Origin of the sequence: Allocatenococcus thiocycli, assembly GCF_921292965.1 — a bacterium.
Taxonomy (GTDB): Bacteria; Pseudomonadota; Gammaproteobacteria; order Enterobacterales; family Vibrionaceae; genus Vibrio; species Vibrio natriegens.
The window spans coordinates 32,875-50,152 of record NZ_CAKLCK010000027.1 but is presented as its reverse complement, the minus strand read 5'-3'; the positions used below and the strand labels follow the sequence as shown (position 1 = coordinate 50,152).

Here is a 17,278-nt window from a genome sequence, read left to right as displayed (position 1 = left end):
CTTGTCCTTCCTTAGAGCTTTGAGATATCGAGGGGGAACTGCTTGTACTGGCCGTTCTCCTGACGCTCATAAATACGCAGGTAAGCACTTGTCCCTGTTACTTGCACTGAATCAGCAATCGCTTCCATGGCTTCCATCCAGTCAGGCTCATCGATATTGAGTGAGCGTAAAGAGAGCACGGAGTTCAAATCAATGTGGCCTTGCTTATTGACTCGAAACGCATGCTCCACCAGCGCTTTAATGTGGTCATTTGCGCCTTCTGACCAACGGCTGATACAGCTGTCAATCTTGCTCTTCGCCACTTGAATACGCTCATCAAATACGCGGTGCTCACCCACAGCGCGCATCAACTTGTACTTGCCATCAAACGACAGCAACGAAACGTTGCCTTTGGTACCGCCATACTTCACGTCGTATTCTTCTGCAGACAGGTCAACAAAATCACGAATCTGGCTCATTGCTATGGCTTTGAATTCAGCTAATGCTTGTTGAGCGGCCTTGGCCTTCTCCACGATTCCAGTGACCAAATCATCACGTAAGATATCAATATCTTTAACCTGTGATTCAGGCACTAACGTGCCGTTCGCTTTTAGGCGATAGCCTTCTGGTACTGCTACTTCTGACATTTGGTAATTCCTTGTGGTTTAGCGCATTCAGGAAGCGCAAGTAAGATTCTTTTGGTGAGCTTTTCAGCCAGTTGGTTAATGCCGCTGCAGTCACCCTCGTTGGTGGTGATGGCGTAACACACCTTGTTGTTTTCAGTATCCAGCGACACATTAATGACCACCTTGGCGCTTAATGCAGTCGACATGGCAGATCTCCTTGCTTCCAGTTCACGGTGCAACCATCAACCTGAAGTGTGTAAACCGTGGAATAAACGCCCTTTAAAAACTGTTTAATCTCGATGGCTTTAGCTTTCATTTCAGGCGTTGGCTGTTCGATATTAATAATCACGCCGCGTGGTGTTTTCAGTGCTACTACTACTTTGCAACCGTAATGGCGGAGCTTCTTGATAACGTGGGAAGCCTGTCTTTCTTGGTTGCTGATTGTGTTCGTTGTAATGGTCATAAATCACCTTCCTTGTGAACCAGTTTCCTCCTTTATATAGGAGGAAGCCGATTCACTTCGGTTATTGTTTTGGCTATTTTTTATACTTCGCATTCCAAAGTAGCTGGTTGTATTTGGCTGCGAGTTTTATGAGTTCTTTTTCTAATAAGTCACAATACTTTGAGTTATTGCCGCCGCCTGCCCGTTTTATGTATTCAAGTTGAACATTGGTGTCGTACATGTTCGGTTCTTCATTGATATCTATCTTAGGGGCGGCGTTTTTTTTCACCTACTGGTTTACAATAAATAACTTTCTCATCGTGCTCTTTGGGCTTAATAAGCAGTTCTCCACGAGGAGTGCTTTTGTTACGCACAGTGATGGTTGCTTCTAATTTTGAATGTGGGCAACCGCTTCTGCATGCTTTGTACAGCATCACTCTTTGAGGGTTCGTCGCTGCAAATTCTCGTTCTTGATGCCAGATACACTTATCAATGGATATTTCACCTAGTACCGGACAGTTCACAACTTGTTTCATGTATCGACCTAAAACAAGTTGCTCCAAACGTTCTATGTCTCCTGCATATTTCCCCTTTAGAGCAAGAGATATCTGAGCGGGACTCACACCTAACTCTTTTGCGACCTGGCGTTGAGAACTAGGTGGCTCACATTCGCTTCGTAGGACATCTAACCAGTTATTTTTCATTTAACCTCCTTGTACGAAACGAATTTCGATAGGTTTGGGTCCCATAACCCCTTCTTTTGTCTTTCAATCGGTGCTTTAGGGCCAGTGTTTTTAACCATCAAATACATGGCCTTTTCTCCGGTAGGACTACCAGGAGAAAGCTTTCTTAGATATCCAGCTTTAACTAAAATATTGATGAACTTATTTGCCGCGCTACGCTTTACCTCTCCGGCTGTTTGAATGTCACAGATATTGAACTTGCGCAGAACTCGCATTGACGTCCACATTCTGTGCCTAGGGCGCGAAGGAGGTAATGACTTTGGACTGGAAGAAGCCTTACCTTTACCAAAATCTATGTTTGCCCCAGCTTTCAATTGATATTTATACGTCCTGCCATTTTTTTGAACGAGTTCAACAACCTGTTTATCCAATAACCTAGAGACAAACGTCGATACCTGTCTCCTAGTCATTGGCGTCACTTGGGCTATTTCTACGACGCTAAAAACAACGCGCTTTTTCATTTCTAACCAAGCAAGCTCACGAGGGCTTTTGGTACTACACAACATTTACAAACCTCACTTTAGCTAGATTGATTAGATGATTTTCTCTTCGCCCCAGTGGTCCGAGTTAATGTGCTGGATATTATCCACTTGCGCTTTTCTTTCGATGGTTTCCAGAGCAATCGCTGTAAAACGATAGTTCCCGTTCGTCTCCATAAGCACTCGTCTTAAGAGATCATCAGCGACTGTGATTTCGTCTTCAAATAACTCATGAACCATAATTTGGAGATCTTCGATATTCGCTGGTTGGAACTCATAACGTGCTGAAATGCGACTATCCAACTGAGGTAGTCCCGCAACCTTTCGAGCGATTTTATCCATGCCAACCAGGATAATTGGCGTACTTGTTAAATCATGAATATCACGAATCATCTCCAACAACTCTGGCTGGTCCATGTAGTAATCCGCTTCATCTAGAAAGATAACTTTCTGTTCCATCGCGAGTGCATCTACAACCTTGTTGAACTTATCCATTTTGCTTCGCGGACAGTCTCGAATACTCAGCTCTTTTAACAATCGCTCAAGGAAAGTGGCCGGTGTTTCTAATCGAACAGCTCGCAGATAAACGCCGTTATCGATGTTGTTGAGCAACTTAAGTGTTGCAAAGGTTTTACCCAGTCCAGGACGACCGTCCATAAGACCAATTCCAGGAACCGCCGGAGAACGAGTAATCAGTTTAGTTAGAAGGATATTCGCCTGTGCTACGTTTTCTGTATAAGCTACTTTGTATTTCATTGTTCTTTCCCTTTATCTCTAATTTAAAATTGATTTCTTTTCGCTGCTGATTCCCCAGCACCGTTCTTAAGCCTTTCTGCCATCTTTGCTGCCGCTGGCTGAGCTGCTCTGAATCGGTTCATCGCAGCTATTTCATCAGGTGTTAGCTCTCTTAAATCTTGTTGACGCAAGTAGTAAGTGAACTCCTCAATTTGGTTTGCAAAGCGTGGTTTTGCATCCTGAGCCTTAAGCGCTTTTTCCATAGCCAATTGCTCTTCACGCTGCTTTTGGAACTCACTACGTGAAAGTCGTTCTTGTTCAGGTTGCCTCGTTGCCAACTCCGCGTTCTTAAGTGCACTTGTCTGATGCTCTTTTTCCTCGTGAGGCAAACCAGTAAGTGTTGAATTGCGTTTTTTAGCAGCTTCCAGAACATCCGTAGCAACATCGCCAATTGATATTGATTTTGATGCTTTTCGGAGTAGTGCTTTTTGCTCCGCCATGTTTGCGCTTTGTTGTCTTCTCGCTTCTTTACTCAACTCGCTCAGTGATACTGCCATTCCTGAAAATTCAGGGTTTTTAGCAACACATATAAACGCCATGCTTTGAGGTTCAAATACATAAAGCTGACCGACATCGTGTGAGTCCCAGGAACAGTAGAGCGCTTGTCCAATACGTGAACCTAATTCAGGAGCGAAGTAACTGATCCCTTCAACGACGATCCCCGCATCTTTGTTCGCTTTCCTAATACCAGCTGGTCTGCCCGATGCGGCAGGAACTGGACTTAGCAAGATATCGAGAGCTCTCTCATTACCAATTGAGCGAATGGTAGTGCGCTGACTTTGCCACTTTTCAAAGGGTGTGCATCCTATTCCACGATGCTTCTTGTGCATGTAGTGGTGCTCAATCCACTCATCAATAATATTCTGCAGTTCCTGTGAAGTGAGGCTAACGTCTACATCTGCACCTTTACTGAGCCGCATTTTGCCGTCGTCGTCTTTACTCTTCTTCTTCGCCATAATTTGATCAGCAAAGCTTTGACGAGCTCTAAGTTCTTGCCGTTTTGCCACGTTATGTCCCGCATAACCTGGCAGCAAAGTGCTAATCCCATGTGCCCAAGTCTTAAAAAACCGTTCAATGTGAGGCTTTTCATCACCGGCAAATGGCTTGGTTATTACTTGCTGAATATCCAACGCATCAAGCACACCCATGACTCGTAAACTGGTGTAGTCTTTACCGTTATCGGTTTTGACTGATTCCGGAACACCAAATTGAAGAATGGATTTACGCATCAAAATACAAACCGCTTCAGCGCTGGATGTTGGATGCACAATGACTATTGGACGGCGACTAAAGATATCAATCGCACCAATAATGCTATGCCTTCCATCCTTTAACATTACGTCTGAAGGAGTTGAGTCGAGCTCCCATAGCTGGTTAATTCGTTTAATAGCTTCATCAGCTTTACCCCAGGCAACTTGCCTTGTGTTTTTGAAGTCATCTGGGTTCTCAAGTTGATGAATAACCAGTTCAAACTCTCTTTTGAAAGAGTTTATCCAACGCCGAAATGCACTAAGTGACGGCAGTTCTACATTAATTTTCCCCAGGTCAATCTGTCCCTTCAGTGCTTCTCTTAAGTTCGTTGCCTGTATATCCGGCTTGTGAAACAACATTCCACGACAAAAAGCCTGAAGCTCCTCATGCTCGTCTATTAGATGCTTACGCTCTGCTTGCACTCGGTAGTTTCCCGCTAAACTAGCAGGCCCAAATTCATCCAGAGATTTAATCCAGCGACGTATCCCACTAAAGCTGACTTGCTTAATAACACTTGTTACATCTTCACCCAGCTGAAGTTTTTTAGAGTTGAACTGGTTGATAAACTCCTTCTCACCTTCAACTTTTTTCCCTTTTGCTGTGTATGGAACTAGAAACTGTTTGTAAGCCATACAGACACGCAATTTTGCGTCTGCACGTTTTTTTGCGCTTCCTTTTAATTGATTAAATTCAACCAACCCATTTTGTTTGTTTAGAGATGCGTTCTTTTCCTCTCGTTCAGTTCGCTTATTAGCCTTTTCAGCTACCCGCTTTCCATCAATAAACTCTGGTCTTAGTTGAGATACTTTTTGAGCCAAGTGAGTAGAGACGATGCCTTGAACATCTGCTGGTAACAGTGAAATTTGGTATTCAAATCCCCCACCTCGACCTGCACGATTTCTTTTTGTCCAACTTTCTTTATTGGCTCTAATGCTGACATTTCGTCTCGAAACGCCTAGCGCATCAGCGATCTCAACAGCACTTGCCCAATCAATCATCATTATCCCCTTGATTTGTTGGTTTATGGCACTCAGTTGTAGTGCTATAATCCTGCTCATGTTGAAGTTCAGGATTTTTCGCTCGTCGTCCTCGTTTACGGTTCGGTCTCCCATCCGCTCCATATCTACTTGGCCATATGACACTGGGGTGAACACCTATAACTTCTGCTATAGCTGCTTCGGCTTTTGGGTATGGCCGCTGCAGTGCATGTTGAAATGTCTTTGGAGTTAATCCATGGTGGATGGACAATTGTCGTAATGACCATCCAGCTTTCTCCAAAGCCGCTTTGATATCAGCACGGTCCCAATCTTCGTGCTCACAGGTCGCCAAGCCTGTTTTTTTTCGGCGTTTTGTTTTGGTCATGCCCAACAATATAAACACGTTTTTACGTACTTTCAATACTTCCAAGTACGTTTTTACGGGCATTCTGTCGTATGTGAATGTATGTTATTGATATTTAACGGAACTTATTTTTACGAGATAGCACGTAATAACGTGCATCAGAGTTCCAAGTTAGAGAAGCGATACTTAGATCATGGAAACTCTTGAAGATAGACTTAAAAAGGCAAGGACTAGCCTGGGATTGAGTCAGGAAGAGATGGCTGAAGCTGTTGGAGCAAAAAAACGGGGCTATCAAGATAATGAGAGAGGAGTAACTACTCCTAACTCAAGCGTAATTGCAGGCTTTGTAAAGCTAGGCTTCAACGCTAACTGGCTTTTATCCGGTGTTGGTGGAATGCGCCTGGAGCAAGTTCGTCACATTAAACCAAGCCCAGATATCGTCGAGGAAGATAAAGTTCGGCTATACAACCTGGGGAAGCCTATTAAACGCCGTTTAAACAGCGTTGAATCAGAGGTAGTCCAAGTACCCATCTATTCGGTACAAGTGAGTACAGGCAATGGTGCCATCTGTGATGATGAGAAGATTACAGGTAGCGAACCCTACTCCAGGGCATACCTGCGTAAACGTAACTTGCAGTTTGAAAACCTAGCGATTGTATCAAGCAAAGGTGACAGCATGGAGCCTACTATCACGAATAACGATAGACTCCTGGTCGACATTAGTCGCACTACTCCGATAGACGGCAAGATTTTTGTAATTCGCCTTGGAGAGGAACTGTACGCCAAGCGCGTTCAGTGCCTGGTTGGCGGAGGGCTGACGATTATCAGCGATAATAAAGAGTACCCACCTCAAGTACTTGATCAAACACAAGTACACCAGCTAGAAGTTATTGGCCAGGTAATGAGGATCTCGAAAGATACCTAGTCATTTATTTTTCAATCTGTGCGGCACCGTGAAAAGGAGCCGCCGTTTTTTATTCATTTATTGCGAACTTCTTGGATCGCCGTGAAATTTCCACAATCCCTTATGTGGCCTAGCTTTCCCGCCAAATCCCTTCATTTCCTACTTAATCCTTAGTTTTTTATTATTAATGGTTCCCTACACTGAAGTTCCGTTTGACTGGTTTAACAATTTGATTGGATCAGAAAGAAACAATTTTGATCGGGTCGCCCACTTCTCGATCGGTTTGTACGCCTACCCGATCGCGGAATATTTGATATATAAAAAGAAGCTCAATGTTAAGTTTTCTTGTTGGTTTGCCTTGTTTGCCATTATGTCTTTAGCAGCAGGCTATGAAATCATTGAGTGGTGGTACGCTGCTATTGCTGGTGGCGATGAAGGCATTGCCTTTCTGGGTTCACAAGGTGATATATGGGATGCCCAGAAAGACATTCTATGTGACACGGTCGGTGCTATCGTCGCGTTAATTCTAATGTCGGCTCAGCGTCGACTCACGAAGCCACTCTAAGTACGGATTAAAACCATCAACAATGGGAACTTGTACGATTTGAGCCACTTCATACTCGTGCAAGTTCTCAATTTTTTCTTCGACCAGCTCGTACAACTCACGCCGAGTTTTAATCACTAACAGCCATTCCGTATCGTTACAAATTTCGCCTTTCCAGACATAATGACTCTCGATAGGCATCGTTTGAATACACGCAGCGAGCTTCGCTTCTAACAGACCTTTTATTATTTGATCCCGGTTCTGTTCATTCGCTGTGGTACTTAGCACTATGCAGTAATCATGCTCTGTGGTCATTCTGAACTCCCTACTTCATTGTCACTTTGCCACCAATCATTTTATATGCCGGCGTGCCTCTTACCAATGTATCTCTAGCAAACTCTTGTTGGCAGCCAGGGCAAATACATGGTGTTTGTGTAAAGTCCTCTACGATACGCTCTTTAAAACATTTTACTAAAGCGCCTTTTCCACCTTTACGGTATTTAAACAGCTGAGCTTTGCATTTTACGCAATAAATATCGACGGTTTTCGTCGGTTGCTTTTTATTCGGTTTTGCCATCGTTATTTATAAATTATTGGGTATGTGCGGTTTTACCCATACGTTACTAAAATCAAACCAGCCCAAAGCGTTACATTTCGCATTTTGTAATGCGCCGCTGTGGTCCTTATTCACACCCAGCCAGCAATGGAACATCGGAACCACTTGATGACTTTTGACTAACTGCTTACCGAGTTCACGAGCGGGAAATTCCGCATAGACGCCTGCACGCCATTGATCAACGAGCGCCGCCCAATCGGCAAAGTCATAACTGGAGCTAAACGTCTCAATGTCACTGTAGTCCAGCAGCCAACCAGCGAGCGCATCGTCTCGATTCGTAGCGATACCCATCGCTTTAATCCAAATGTCTACTGCGTTTGGCTCTGGCGGCTGGCTATCATATCGAATGAACTCAACCTCGACACCATGAGGTTTCAAGAGGCTCTTAATCGCTTTGGCAATCACCGGAAACATCGGGTGTTTCTTTTGGTATGCTACTGAAATAACTTTACCTTGCTGAGGTACAGCACCAGCTTGAGCTGGCCTTAAATCAATCCAGCCCGGCTTAATCCCAAAAGCTTGTAACACACCAAGCTCTATGACTTTATCTTGTGGTACATGAGCGTATATTTGATGGCTGTTTAACACCTGACTGAAGAACTCGGCCCATCTTGGGTCTTTGGCTATGCCAGTATTCTTGTTGAGTAAGAGAAATGTACAGCCAGGATCCAGCTCGACCTCATCGGTTGAAGCATGCTTGTCCATCTGAGGCTTGGATAAGCTTGGGTAAACCATTGATGAATAAGCTTCGTCAATTACCCACACCTCGACCTGATCCAATAAAGGTCTTAAGCCGAAATATCCATCGAACGCCGTTAAAATAAGGCGTTTATCATCGTTCACTTTGACCTGAAAAGGACCTGTTCCTATCGGTTTTCTATCAAACCCTTCTGAACGTTGTGCCTGAGGTAACAGAATTTTTGCGTGAGATTCACTTAATGCAAGAGGCAAATAACGGTCTGGACGTACAAGCTCTATATCAACCGTCCAAGGCAAAGGTGATGAGACTTTCGAGATATGCGCAAACAGGTTTAATCCACTTAGCGCACGAACGCTTTCCAAAACACAATCCGTTGTGAGAAGTTCACCGTTGTGGAATCGTACCCCTCGGCGTAAATAAAAACGCCAGTGTGTATCACTTAGCGACTCCCAAGTATGAGCTAAGTCGGGTTTAAGCTGTTCATTTTCATCCAGCCGAGTCAGACCACTAAAAACTTGTCTTGCGATATGTTGTTCTGAGCGCCGCATTGGCTTTTGTGGATTAAGCATGGCTAGCGGACGGTAATAAGGTAAACGGATAACCTGCTCACCTTGGCGGTGCTGAAGTCCTAAATAACCTTGAATGACCTGAGTCAGTCTGGTTGCGTCGTTGTCTAACGCCTCCAAGGCCTGACCAATTTTTCCTTCATCCAGATAGCGTCTTGCCAGATTTTCACTTACATCGCTACGACTGCGTTTGAATACCAGCTTAGAGAGCTTTCCTCGCCCCGCGGCTGGGTGCCACTCAATCCAACCCTCTTCTTCTAGTTTATTGAGAACAATGCGAGCATTACGACGCGTACAAAACAGCGCTTCAGTAATATCTTCAAGCTGAACTTCTGTATCGTTTCCAGAGAATTTTTCAAATAGTGTTTCAAACTGAACACGTAGGCGCGGACTACTCATAAAGAGGAAAATCTTGTTTAGATGTCAATAAACTAAGTTTCCTCATTTTTATGAAAAAGTGCAAATTTTGATGGGTAATTTATTGAATATCTATACCAATTTCTTTTGAAATCAGAATGAGTTGCTCCTCGTTATCGAGTTTTATCGACCACTTACACTCCGCACCATGACACAACACCACGTTTGCACCTCTTCCGAGAAGTTGAATGGCATCCGTCTGAGCCTGTAGTGTTACCATGGAAGCACCGGATAACTTAATAACGATTTCACGTTGTGTCGCGATGATTTTACCTAGTGAGAATTCAATGACCATCTTAGTCTACACTCACTTCGATTTTTGCTGTTTCACAGCGATAGTCAAACGACTGGTGCAGACTAAGCGATCACGCTCGTCGGTAATATTGATCTGCCAAACCTGAGTTGAGACGCCCAAATGCAATGGTTTTGCTGTACCGATAACATAACCACTGCGCATCGCTCTGACATGGTTGGCATTGATGTCTAAGCCAACACAATAGCTTCCTTCACCCACACAGAAGTTGGCTGCAACCGAACCCAGCGTTTCCGCTAGTACAACAGAAGCACCTCCATGCAGCAGCCCTAACGGTTGATGCGTAATGCTACACACTGGCATGGTTGCGCTAATGGAGTCGTCGGTGAATTCGGTATATTCAATTTGTAAATGCTCCATCATAGTGTTTTTTGACGTTGCATTAAGTATCTCTACACTGATTGGCTTTTTCCAAATGCTCATTTTATGCTCTTATTTTTAAAGTGTTGGTAACTATGGATTAGGAATTGCCTAGCATAGTCTCTATTACGTCTCTACTTCAAGGCATAACTACAACGGCAAGATGCTCTTTTATACTCGATAATTACGTATATACTGTTGATCGAAATAGAAATAAATATGTGGAACCAAATATGAAGGTATGGATTAAAGCTTCTGCTCTTTTGGCCGTCGCAGGTTTAACAGCTTGTAGTGCATCTCCTACTGGTCGTAATCAGCTTCTGATGTTTTCTGATCAAGAGATGTCCTCTCTCGGGGCGAAATCTTTCGACCAAATGAAGAAAGACATCCCAATCAGTAAAGATAAAAAGATGAACGCTTACGTTCAATGTGTTGCTAAACACGTAACAGATGTCATTCCCTCGCAACCAGGGTTCCAAAGCTGGGAGGTTGTTGTATTTGACAGTAAACAGGTCAACGCCTTTGCTCTGCCTGGCGGAAAAATTGGGGTGTATACGGGTTTGCTTGGAGTTGCCAAAAACCAGGATCAGCTGGCAACTGTCATTGGTCACGAAGTCGCGCACGTTCTTGCAGACCACAGTAATGAACGCCTATCTCAAAGCCAGTTAGCAAACACGGGTTTATCACTTGCTAACGTTGTTATTGGCGCTTCAGAATATAAGCAATATCAAGAAATGACGATGGCGGCATTAGGTGCTGGTGTCCAATTCGGTGTGATTTTACCATACGGAAGAACTCAGGAATCCGAAGCTGACATTGTTGGCCTCGATTACATGGCAAAAGCAGGTTTCGATCCAAACCAGAGCATCGATCTATGGAAAAATATGAGTGCAGCATCTGGTGGTGCTCAGCCGCCTGAATTTTTCTCCACTCACCCTTCCCACAGCACGCGTATTAAAGAGCTACAAGCGACAATAAGAAAGTTGCCTAATTACAACGTTAAAGCGCCGAAGTGTGGTTAAGCCCCATTTAGAAAACGACGTGTGAATAAACTTAAAAAGCTCCATTTTGGAGCTTTTTTAACATTCAGAGTTAGGGGTTTAAGTTCCTAAAATTTGCATCGGTAAACTGAGTAAGCTATCTCCCAGGCTCGCGAAATACCAAATAATAGCCACGAAACCACCAACGGATGCGACATACCAGGCAAAAGAGAACAATTGCCCATAACGTGTTAGTGGCAATAAATGACTGTGGTGACGGGTTCGCCATTCCATGACCACTTCCAGCATCCCCATGATCAATAAAAAGCCAAGCAGCGTTAAACCAAGTGAGTAACTCAGTACGATACCAAGTATCGCAGTGATTACGCTGCCCGCTAACCCAACCCAGGTATTCATGGAGAAGGTTATACTCTTCAGCACATGCCCGCCGTCTAAAGGCAAAATTGGTAATAAATTGAATAGGTTTAGCAATGCGTTAAATACGGCGAGACCAGCAAACGTTATCTCACCAGTTACCCAATACAGAAGAGTAAAAACAATACTCAAAACCAAACCAAAAAACGGTCCCATAATGGAGATGACCACATCTTGCCAGCGAGTGTTGATTTTTTCATCACTTAACGCAAGCCCACCCAGAAATGGAATCAGGTAAATACCTTTGGTTTTCATACCAAAGTACTTCATCGCTTTAATGTGCCCCCATTCGTGAAACACAAGGCAGGCAATCAGTGCGAGGGCAAACTCGATTGAGAACAACCAAGAGTATGCGGCCAAACTAGCAGAAGCTAATGCCACTTTAATGACTTTGGCACTTTTTAAGGCTTTCATACCTAACGATACGATACCAATTAGGCTTAAGCGCTTTTCACTTGGAGGTGCGACTTGTGGTGTCTGACGTTCAATATCTTTCTCATTTCGAGAACCACTAGTCACTAGAGTGTCATTCATTTTGACGTGATATGACAAACTGAAAGGCTGCCACTGAACTGCACAATCTAGCTCACACTGCAATACCTCTTCACCAGCCATAAGTTTAAACTGATGTGAGCTTCGCTCAGACTCGTTCTCACTGGCATCAATCTGAGAGACTAGTGTGTTGTCCCAATACAACTGCTGCCAGCCCGCCATTGATCCTTCTAATCTGAGTGATCGGCCTAAAAATTCAATATGTAGTAATTCCAACGTGCTCTAGCCTAATGACCTAAAAATTCAAAATACCAAGTTTATCAGAGGTTATATGGCTTTCATAAAGCCTAATTGCCAGCCTTTTGAACGCTTTTTATCCATTAGTGTTACGAAATAATTCTGGTCTAACCATTCGTATAAAAAATACAAAGACAATACATAAGCTTACGTCCCAACGTTTGACCTATGCATCAAATTTAAAAAACAAATTCATCTCAATCTTTGACAATTAATTAAACATACGTTTAACATTGCATTTACATTGTGAACATAATTCATAACAAACAATGGCCTCATCACTACACAACAATTAAAAGGACTACGGTCTAGCTTAAAGACACCCCAGGAGGGTCAAGGATGAACAAGAAGCGCTGCTCTCTGCTTACAATTTCGATATTGTTTGCGTGTAATGCCCAATCAGCGGGTTTTCAGGTTGTTGAACATTCAGCATCTGGTCTTGGTCGAGCATTTTCAGGCGAAGCCGCTGTCGCAGACAATGCCAGTGTTCTGGCACGAAACCCGGCAGCCATGACACTTTTCGAACAAGCTCAGTTTTCAGGCGCTATAAGCGTGATTGATCCTGAAATAAATATTTATGACACTTTTTATGATGAACACTCTGATGACATAGCACCTTTGGCCGCCGTTCCTGCTGCTTACTATGTCAGTCCTATCAACGATAAGTTTGCTTGGGGCATCGGCATGTTTACAACATACGGTGTTGCAACGGAGTATCCAACGGATATTTCTGCGGGCGATCTGGCAGGTAACACATCGCTAATGTCGGTCAGCATAAATCCAAACCTTGCATATCGTATCAATGATGCATTTAGTGTTGCTGGCGGCGTGAGTCTGGTTTATGCCGAAGCTGAGTTAACACGACATAAAGGTTCACTAGCACCATTGTTTGGACCAGGAAGCCAAAAGTCAGACAAATTGATCAGCATGGAAGATGAGACGTTTGCCTGGGGTTGGAACCTTGGAGCCCTGTATGAAGTGAATAAGAACAACCGTTTTGGTATCGGCTACCGTTCACAAGTTGACCTTGATTTCGAAGAAGGTGAATTCCGTAGTTACGACTCTGGTATCGCAACCGCAGCCAAAGTCGACGGACGTATAAAGATCACGCTTCCTTCTATCTTTGAGCTATCGGGCTTTCACCAAGTCAATGACCAATGGGCGTTTCACTACAGCTGGATGCTAACCAACTGGAGTCAATTTACTGAACTACGAGCGACCAGTGACCAATGTAACAACGGCGTGTGTTTCTCCAAACAAGAAAAATACGATGATAATAACCGTTATTCAGTTGGTGCTACTTACACGCTGAACCCTAGCTGGACATTCCGTGCGGGTGTTGCATACGACGAGCAGGCTGGTAAACCAACATTGAGCATCCCAGATACGGATCGCTACTGGTATAGCGCGGGTTTAACTTACGCGTGGAACGACAACCTGTCTTTTGATGCTGGTTTCACTTTAGTGCAGAGTGAAGACAGTTCTTTCAAAGAAACTAACGCATCTGGCCAAGAGCTGACATTCGATTCTGACGGTATGGCTTACATCAGTTCAGTACAAATGAATTACACCTTCAACTAGTAGGTTTAACGGAGTAAACCAATGAAACACACTTTTAAATTATCTCTGCTTTGTTCTGCCATCCTACTTGCTGGTTGTGGTGACGAGTCTGCCAGTCGAGGCACCTCGGAACAAATAGGATTTGAACCGTCTGTTCAGGCACTACTTGATCGCCAAACATCAATACAATTCACCCTTCAAGGTGCGAATGCAGTGGTTCCTGCCCCATCCTATCTACTGATGGATTCGACCGATGGCACTTTAGGGCTGCCGACCGAAGGCGATGATGCATTAACCAATCCAAGAGCCTCGATGAACACTATGGATGGTTGGTCTACATCAATGCCTATCGTATTAAACTTCGACGGTGATGGATTTGCTACAGGCATGGTGACGTCGGGTGTAAAAGTCATCAAAATCAATACGCGCCTGACTGATTGGGATGGCACCAGCAATCCGATCGAAGAAGTTCTGACACTCGGCACAGATTATGTTGTCCAAACCAATGGTAATTCACTCTATATCCAGTTTATGGATGCTCTGGACGAATCGAGCGAGTACATTTTTGCTGTAACGCAAGACATAACTGATGTTAATGGCGACCCGATCGGTACATCTTCGAACTACGCTATCGCGAAAAGTAAGGAAGTCGTGTACGAAACCGGCGACTTAGCTTCTGTTCAAGCAGTGACAACAGCAGTTGAAGGTATTTTCGGCTTAGCAAGTGTTAGCCCTGATGATATCGTCTACTCATCTTGGTTTAGCACGCAATCAGTGGGTGATACTCTGGCCGCAGTGAAAGGCGTAACGGCAACAGGATTCGCAACTGGCGCAAACACGCTGAATAATGTGTATAAAGCAGATTCAAATGATAATTCCGTTGATCTCGCGGCCGCTTATACCATGACGTTTGGTACGACCGAGGATTTTGTAACGGCTCTTGATAATGACCAGGATTTTAATCAATACGTTAGTGACCTAGACGCAGCTAAGACAGCGATAAAAGGCCTCTACAACGCTTCTGGCGCTAGCGTGAATGTGACTCAAGGCTCGGTAAAACTCCCTTACTACCTTGAGAAAGGTGCAGATTGGAACATGCAGCCAATGGTTTCTGCAATGCCAAGCCTTGCAAAACTTAGCGCTGCTCTCGCCGATCCAAACGAACAAGCGAATATGGTTCAGCAGCTTTCTACCGGTGTTTTCGCAGAGAACCCTGTGGATGTAACGAAGCTGGCAAGTGATCCGACGGAACAGCTTAAGCTGGTTGGTTCTACCCTGTATCTGAGCGACGGTAGCCAATTAGACAGTGAACGTATTATTACGCGTTATTCTCCTGTTCCTGCAGTTAAGTCTGTTGAAGATGTAGAGTTTCTTCTATTCACTCCGCAGTCAGGTGTCGCAACAGACGTTGTGGTTTATCAACACGGCATCACGTCATCAAAAGAAACAGCCTATGCGTTTGCCTACAACATGGTTAAAGCAGGCGTAGCCGTTATTGCTATCGACTTGCCTATGCATGGCACACGTAGCCTTGATGAACAACGCTCGGCGAATGCGAACGTTCTAGCTTATTTGAATCTATCGAACTTAGCGGTAGCTCGTGACAATTTACGTCAAAGTGTACTGGACGTTCTGGGCCTTCGTGCAAGCTTGGTCGTATCGGCACAAGGTGGTCTTTTAGCAACTGGGCCTCTTCAGGGTTTCAACCCAATGACTGGCTCGCAAGTTAAGATGTTGGGTCATTCTCTAGGCGGTATCGTTGGTACATCTGCGGTTGCAGCAGCCAATAATTCTCTAGGTAGCCCAACGGCAGATGCGCTCTATTCGTTTAGCGCGGCTTCTATCCAGAACTCAGGCGGCCAAATTGGTAACTTGTTATTGGGCTCGGCAAACTTCGGGCCTCAGATAAAGCATAATCTGGCTTACGCTGCTTCAACGGGCTACATGTCATTTGCTGATGCACAATGTACCGAATTAGATGCAAAAGCCTGTTATGAGACCTTTGAAGGTCTGGCCACTGCAGCGCAGCTAACCGAACTAGGCTCTGGCTTCTCTCAGTTCATCTACGCTGCTCAGACAACGCTCGATACTGTTGACCCATTCACTAACGCTAGTGATTTGATGTCTTCAGGTACGCTATCAACACCATTCTTTATGACACAAACTGAGGGTGATTCAGTAGTTCCGAATAGCGTTAACAACGCACTATTCGCAGGTACAGAACCACTGGCCAAGAAACTAGGCTTAAAGAAGGTTAATAGTTCAGACCCAGCAGTCTCAGCAACGGCGAGCTTCGTTCAGTTCAACTCGACAGCGACACACAGTACGTTTGCATCACCAAGTGGTACTTTGGCTGACCTCGATCACTACATCGAAATGCAAACCGAGAACACCGATTTCCTAATGGATAATGTGTTAACTGGTGTCTCTAACACGTCAGTTCTGAAATAAACATCAGATATAAAATCTAAGACTGAAACCCTAAGTCTTATTGTTATGCCCTCAATAGTTGATCTTCAATTATTGGGGGCATTTGCATGGCAGGAGCGCTAAAAGATTCATGCCTGTTTATAGTTACAATGAGCTTTTATATTCCGACATCAATTTTATTACCAAATGTTTTACATATTTACATTAATCAAGTTGCAATATTGTAAAAACCAAACCTAAATTCCCTAACACCCTTTTATTTATCAGGATAAAGTGGATAATACCGCCACAAAATAACATTACTAAGGTGAGTCCTTATGTCTATCGAATCTACTTTGCTTGCACGCTGCGAGTCAAAATGTGAACTATGTTCTTCTGAATCTCCATTAACTGCTTACGCTGTTCCACCACACGGTAACGTAACAGTTGATACCGCTATTATGGTTTGTGACAAATGTCTAAGCGAGATCGAAGAACCTAAAGACATTAACCACTGGCGTTGTCTAAATGACAGCATGTGGAGCCAAGTGCCAGCAGTACAAGTTACTGCATGGCGCCAACTGACTCGCCTAAACACTGAAAGCTGGGCTCAAGATGCTCTTGACATGATGTACATGGAAGAAGAGCAAATGAACTGGGCCATGAAGGGTATGTCTGCTGATGATAAAACGGTTGACTGTAACGGCACTGAACTTAAAAAAGGTGACGATGTAACAGTAATTAAAGATCTACCAGTTAAAGGCACAAACCAAGTAATCAAACAAGGTACGGTTATCCGTGGTATCAGTCTTGGCGACGATCCAAAATTGGTTTCTGGTAAGGCAAACGGTGGTCAGTCTATGTATGTGATCGCAGAGTTCTGTCGTAAGAAGTAATAGACGTTACTTTTATCTAAAAACAGGGTTCCAGTCGGAGCCCTGTTTTTGTTTCAGCTCGCTATATGGAGTGGCTAGTCATACCGCCTTGTGGTGACCCTGAAATAGATACAAAAAAGCCAGCGATTAAGCT

At 44.1% G+C, this 17,278-nt stretch carries 19 protein-coding genes and 1 pseudogene; 6 read left to right on the top strand and 14 right to left on the bottom strand.

Annotation, left to right across the window (positions count from 1 at the left end):
* Positions 1-11: 11 nt before the first annotated feature.
* The 8 genes from L9Q40_RS09740 to L9Q40_RS09705 all read right to left on the bottom strand — a co-directional run bounded on the left by L9Q40_RS09740 (position 12) and on the right by L9Q40_RS09705 (position 5,722).
* Positions 12-626 carry a DUF3164 family protein gene (locus tag L9Q40_RS09740; RefSeq protein WP_025636975.1) on the bottom strand — a complete coding sequence of 205 codons (615 nt, stop codon included), beginning with the start codon at positions 624-626 and terminating at the stop codon, positions 12-14.
* Positions 614-811 (bottom strand): hypothetical protein, encoded by a 198-nt coding sequence (locus L9Q40_RS09735; RefSeq protein ID WP_498793134.1) that lies wholly within the window; start codon positions 809-811, stop codon positions 614-616. Before L9Q40_RS09735 ends, L9Q40_RS09740 begins: the two co-directional genes overlap by 13 nt.
* Positions 796-1,068 carry a Kil protein family gene (locus L9Q40_RS09730; protein WP_498793133.1) on the bottom strand — a complete coding sequence of 91 codons (273 nt, stop codon included), beginning with the start codon at positions 1,066-1,068 and terminating at the stop codon, positions 796-798. Before L9Q40_RS09730 ends, L9Q40_RS09735 begins: the two co-directional genes overlap by 16 nt.
* 245 nt (positions 1,069-1,313) lie before the next feature.
* Positions 1,314-1,751 carry a helix-turn-helix domain-containing protein gene (locus L9Q40_RS09725; RefSeq protein WP_498793132.1) on the bottom strand — a complete coding sequence of 146 codons (438 nt, stop codon included), beginning with the start codon at positions 1,749-1,751 and terminating at the stop codon, positions 1,314-1,316.
* Complete coding sequence (locus L9Q40_RS09720) at positions 1,748-2,251, bottom strand: hypothetical protein (protein ID WP_498793131.1); 504 nt, start codon at positions 2,249-2,251, stop codon at positions 1,748-1,750. The genes L9Q40_RS09725 and L9Q40_RS09720 overlap by 4 nt, the downstream gene beginning before the upstream one ends.
* A gap of 72 nt (positions 2,252-2,323) precedes the next feature.
* On the bottom strand, positions 2,324-3,025 hold the full coding sequence (locus tag L9Q40_RS09715) for an AAA family ATPase (RefSeq protein ID WP_498793130.1): 702 nt from the start codon (positions 3,023-3,025) through the stop codon (positions 2,324-2,326).
* A 23-nt stretch (positions 3,026-3,048) separates the two neighbouring features.
* The gene (locus L9Q40_RS09710; RefSeq protein WP_498793128.1) at positions 3,049-5,313 is read right to left on the bottom strand and encodes a DDE-type integrase/transposase/recombinase; all 2,265 of its coding nucleotides are present in this window, start codon (positions 5,311-5,313) and stop codon (positions 3,049-3,051) included.
* A complete protein-coding gene (locus tag L9Q40_RS09705) occupies positions 5,306-5,722 on the bottom strand; it encodes a helix-turn-helix domain-containing protein (protein WP_498793127.1) in 417 nt (138 codons plus the stop codon). Before L9Q40_RS09705 ends, L9Q40_RS09710 begins: the two co-directional genes overlap by 8 nt.
* Before the next feature lie 127 nt (positions 5,723-5,849).
* On the opposite strand from L9Q40_RS09705, the gene L9Q40_RS09700 reads away from it, so the two are divergent.
* Both L9Q40_RS09700 and L9Q40_RS09695 read left to right on the top strand, forming a co-directional pair.
* On the top strand, positions 5,850-6,581 hold the full coding sequence (locus L9Q40_RS09700; RefSeq protein ID WP_498793126.1) for an XRE family transcriptional regulator: 732 nt from the start codon (positions 5,850-5,852) through the stop codon (positions 6,579-6,581).
* Between the two features lie 175 nt (positions 6,582-6,756).
* A pseudogene (locus L9Q40_RS09695) lies at positions 6,757-7,125 on the top strand (DUF2238 domain-containing protein); the annotation flags it as partial.
* On the opposite strand, the gene cutA reads toward L9Q40_RS09695, so the two are convergent.
* The 5 genes from cutA to L9Q40_RS09670 all read right to left on the bottom strand — a co-directional run bounded on the left by cutA (position 7,087) and on the right by L9Q40_RS09670 (position 10,139).
* A complete protein-coding gene (gene cutA, locus L9Q40_RS09690) occupies positions 7,087-7,419 on the bottom strand; it encodes a divalent-cation tolerance protein CutA (RefSeq protein ID WP_014234250.1) in 333 nt (110 codons plus the stop codon). The pseudogene L9Q40_RS09695 and the gene cutA overlap by 39 nt on opposite strands.
* A gap of 10 nt (positions 7,420-7,429) precedes the next feature.
* Complete coding sequence (locus tag L9Q40_RS09685) at positions 7,430-7,681, bottom strand: hypothetical protein (RefSeq protein ID WP_243978208.1); 252 nt, start codon at positions 7,679-7,681, stop codon at positions 7,430-7,432.
* A gap of 6 nt (positions 7,682-7,687) precedes the next feature.
* Positions 7,688-9,385 carry an SgrR family transcriptional regulator gene (locus tag L9Q40_RS09680; RefSeq protein ID WP_498793123.1) on the bottom strand — a complete coding sequence of 566 codons (1,698 nt, stop codon included), beginning with the start codon at positions 9,383-9,385 and terminating at the stop codon, positions 7,688-7,690.
* A 79-nt stretch (positions 9,386-9,464) separates the two neighbouring features.
* A complete protein-coding gene (locus tag L9Q40_RS09675; RefSeq protein WP_020334901.1) occupies positions 9,465-9,698 on the bottom strand; it encodes a DUF3389 domain-containing protein in 234 nt (77 codons plus the stop codon).
* Between the two features lie 12 nt (positions 9,699-9,710).
* Positions 9,711-10,139, bottom strand: a complete 429-nt coding sequence (locus tag L9Q40_RS09670) for a hotdog fold thioesterase (RefSeq protein ID WP_020334902.1) — start codon at positions 10,137-10,139, stop codon at positions 9,711-9,713.
* 170 nt (positions 10,140-10,309) lie between these two features.
* Here L9Q40_RS09670 and L9Q40_RS09665 point away from each other — a divergent pair, with 170 nt between their 5' ends.
* Positions 10,310-11,098 (top strand): M48 family metallopeptidase, encoded by a 789-nt coding sequence (locus L9Q40_RS09665; protein ID WP_498793122.1) that lies wholly within the window; start codon positions 10,310-10,312, stop codon positions 11,096-11,098.
* A 78-nt stretch (positions 11,099-11,176) separates the two neighbouring features.
* On the opposite strand, the gene L9Q40_RS09660 is transcribed toward L9Q40_RS09665, so the two are convergent.
* Complete coding sequence (locus L9Q40_RS09660; RefSeq protein WP_498793121.1) at positions 11,177-12,205, bottom strand: site-2 protease family protein; 1,029 nt, start codon at positions 12,203-12,205, stop codon at positions 11,177-11,179.
* Positions 12,206-12,619: 414 nt separating this feature from the next.
* Here L9Q40_RS09660 and L9Q40_RS09655 point away from each other — a divergent pair, with 414 nt between their 5' ends.
* The 3 genes from L9Q40_RS09655 (at position 12,620) to L9Q40_RS09645 (ending at position 17,145) form a co-directional block, all read left to right on the top strand.
* Entirely contained in the window at positions 12,620-13,861 is a 1,242-nt protein-coding gene (locus L9Q40_RS09655) for an outer membrane protein transport protein (protein ID WP_498793120.1), read from the top strand.
* A 21-nt stretch (positions 13,862-13,882) separates the two neighbouring features.
* Complete coding sequence (locus L9Q40_RS09650) at positions 13,883-16,291, top strand: VolA/Pla-1 family phospholipase (RefSeq protein ID WP_498793119.1); 2,409 nt, start codon at positions 13,883-13,885, stop codon at positions 16,289-16,291.
* Between the two features lie 296 nt (positions 16,292-16,587).
* Positions 16,588-17,145 carry a PhnA domain-containing protein gene (locus tag L9Q40_RS09645; protein WP_014234259.1) on the top strand — a complete coding sequence of 186 codons (558 nt, stop codon included), beginning with the start codon at positions 16,588-16,590 and terminating at the stop codon, positions 17,143-17,145.
* The last annotated feature ends 133 nt before the right edge of the window (positions 17,146-17,278 follow it).

Bases quoted from the DNA above. Each gene is read 5' to 3' on its own strand.
- L9Q40_RS09740 (WP_025636975.1), bottom strand. From the start codon at position 626: ATGTCAGAAGTAGCAGTACCAGAAGGCTATCGCCTAAAAGCGAACGGC.
- L9Q40_RS09735 (WP_498793134.1), bottom strand. From the start codon at position 811: ATGTCGACTGCATTAAGCGCCAAGGTGGTCATTAATGTGTCGCTGGAT.
- L9Q40_RS09730 (WP_498793133.1), bottom strand. From the start codon at position 1,068: ATGACCATTACAACGAACACAATCAGCAACCAAGAAAGACAGGCTTCC.
- L9Q40_RS09725 (WP_498793132.1), bottom strand. From the start codon at position 1,751: ATGAAAAATAACTGGTTAGATGTCCTACGAAGCGAATGTGAGCCACCT.
- L9Q40_RS09720 (WP_498793131.1), bottom strand. From the start codon at position 2,251: ATGAAAAAGCGCGTTGTTTTTAGCGTCGTAGAAATAGCCCAAGTGACG.
- L9Q40_RS09715 (WP_498793130.1), bottom strand. From the start codon at position 3,025: ATGAAATACAAAGTAGCTTATACAGAAAACGTAGCACAGGCGAATATC.
- L9Q40_RS09710 (WP_498793128.1), bottom strand. From the start codon at position 5,313: ATGATTGATTGGGCAAGTGCTGTTGAGATCGCTGATGCGCTAGGCGTT.
- L9Q40_RS09700 (WP_498793126.1), top strand. From the start codon at position 5,850: ATGGAAACTCTTGAAGATAGACTTAAAAAGGCAAGGACTAGCCTGGGA.
- cutA (WP_014234250.1), bottom strand. From the start codon at position 7,419: ATGACCACAGAGCATGATTACTGCATAGTGCTAAGTACCACAGCGAAT.
- L9Q40_RS09685 (WP_243978208.1), bottom strand. From the start codon at position 7,681: ATGGCAAAACCGAATAAAAAGCAACCGACGAAAACCGTCGATATTTAT.
- L9Q40_RS09680 (WP_498793123.1), bottom strand. From the start codon at position 9,385: ATGAGTAGTCCGCGCCTACGTGTTCAGTTTGAAACACTATTTGAAAAA.
- L9Q40_RS09675 (WP_020334901.1), bottom strand. From the start codon at position 9,698: ATGGTCATTGAATTCTCACTAGGTAAAATCATCGCGACACAACGTGAA.
- L9Q40_RS09670 (WP_020334902.1), bottom strand. From the start codon at position 10,139: ATGAGCATTTGGAAAAAGCCAATCAGTGTAGAGATACTTAATGCAACG.
- L9Q40_RS09665 (WP_498793122.1), top strand. From the start codon at position 10,310: ATGAAGGTATGGATTAAAGCTTCTGCTCTTTTGGCCGTCGCAGGTTTA.
- L9Q40_RS09660 (WP_498793121.1), bottom strand. From the start codon at position 12,205: ATGGCGGGCTGGCAGCAGTTGTATTGGGACAACACACTAGTCTCTCAG.
- L9Q40_RS09655 (WP_498793120.1), top strand. From the start codon at position 12,620: ATGAACAAGAAGCGCTGCTCTCTGCTTACAATTTCGATATTGTTTGCG.
- L9Q40_RS09650 (WP_498793119.1), top strand. From the start codon at position 13,883: ATGAAACACACTTTTAAATTATCTCTGCTTTGTTCTGCCATCCTACTT.
- L9Q40_RS09645 (WP_014234259.1), top strand. From the start codon at position 16,588: ATGTCTATCGAATCTACTTTGCTTGCACGCTGCGAGTCAAAATGTGAA.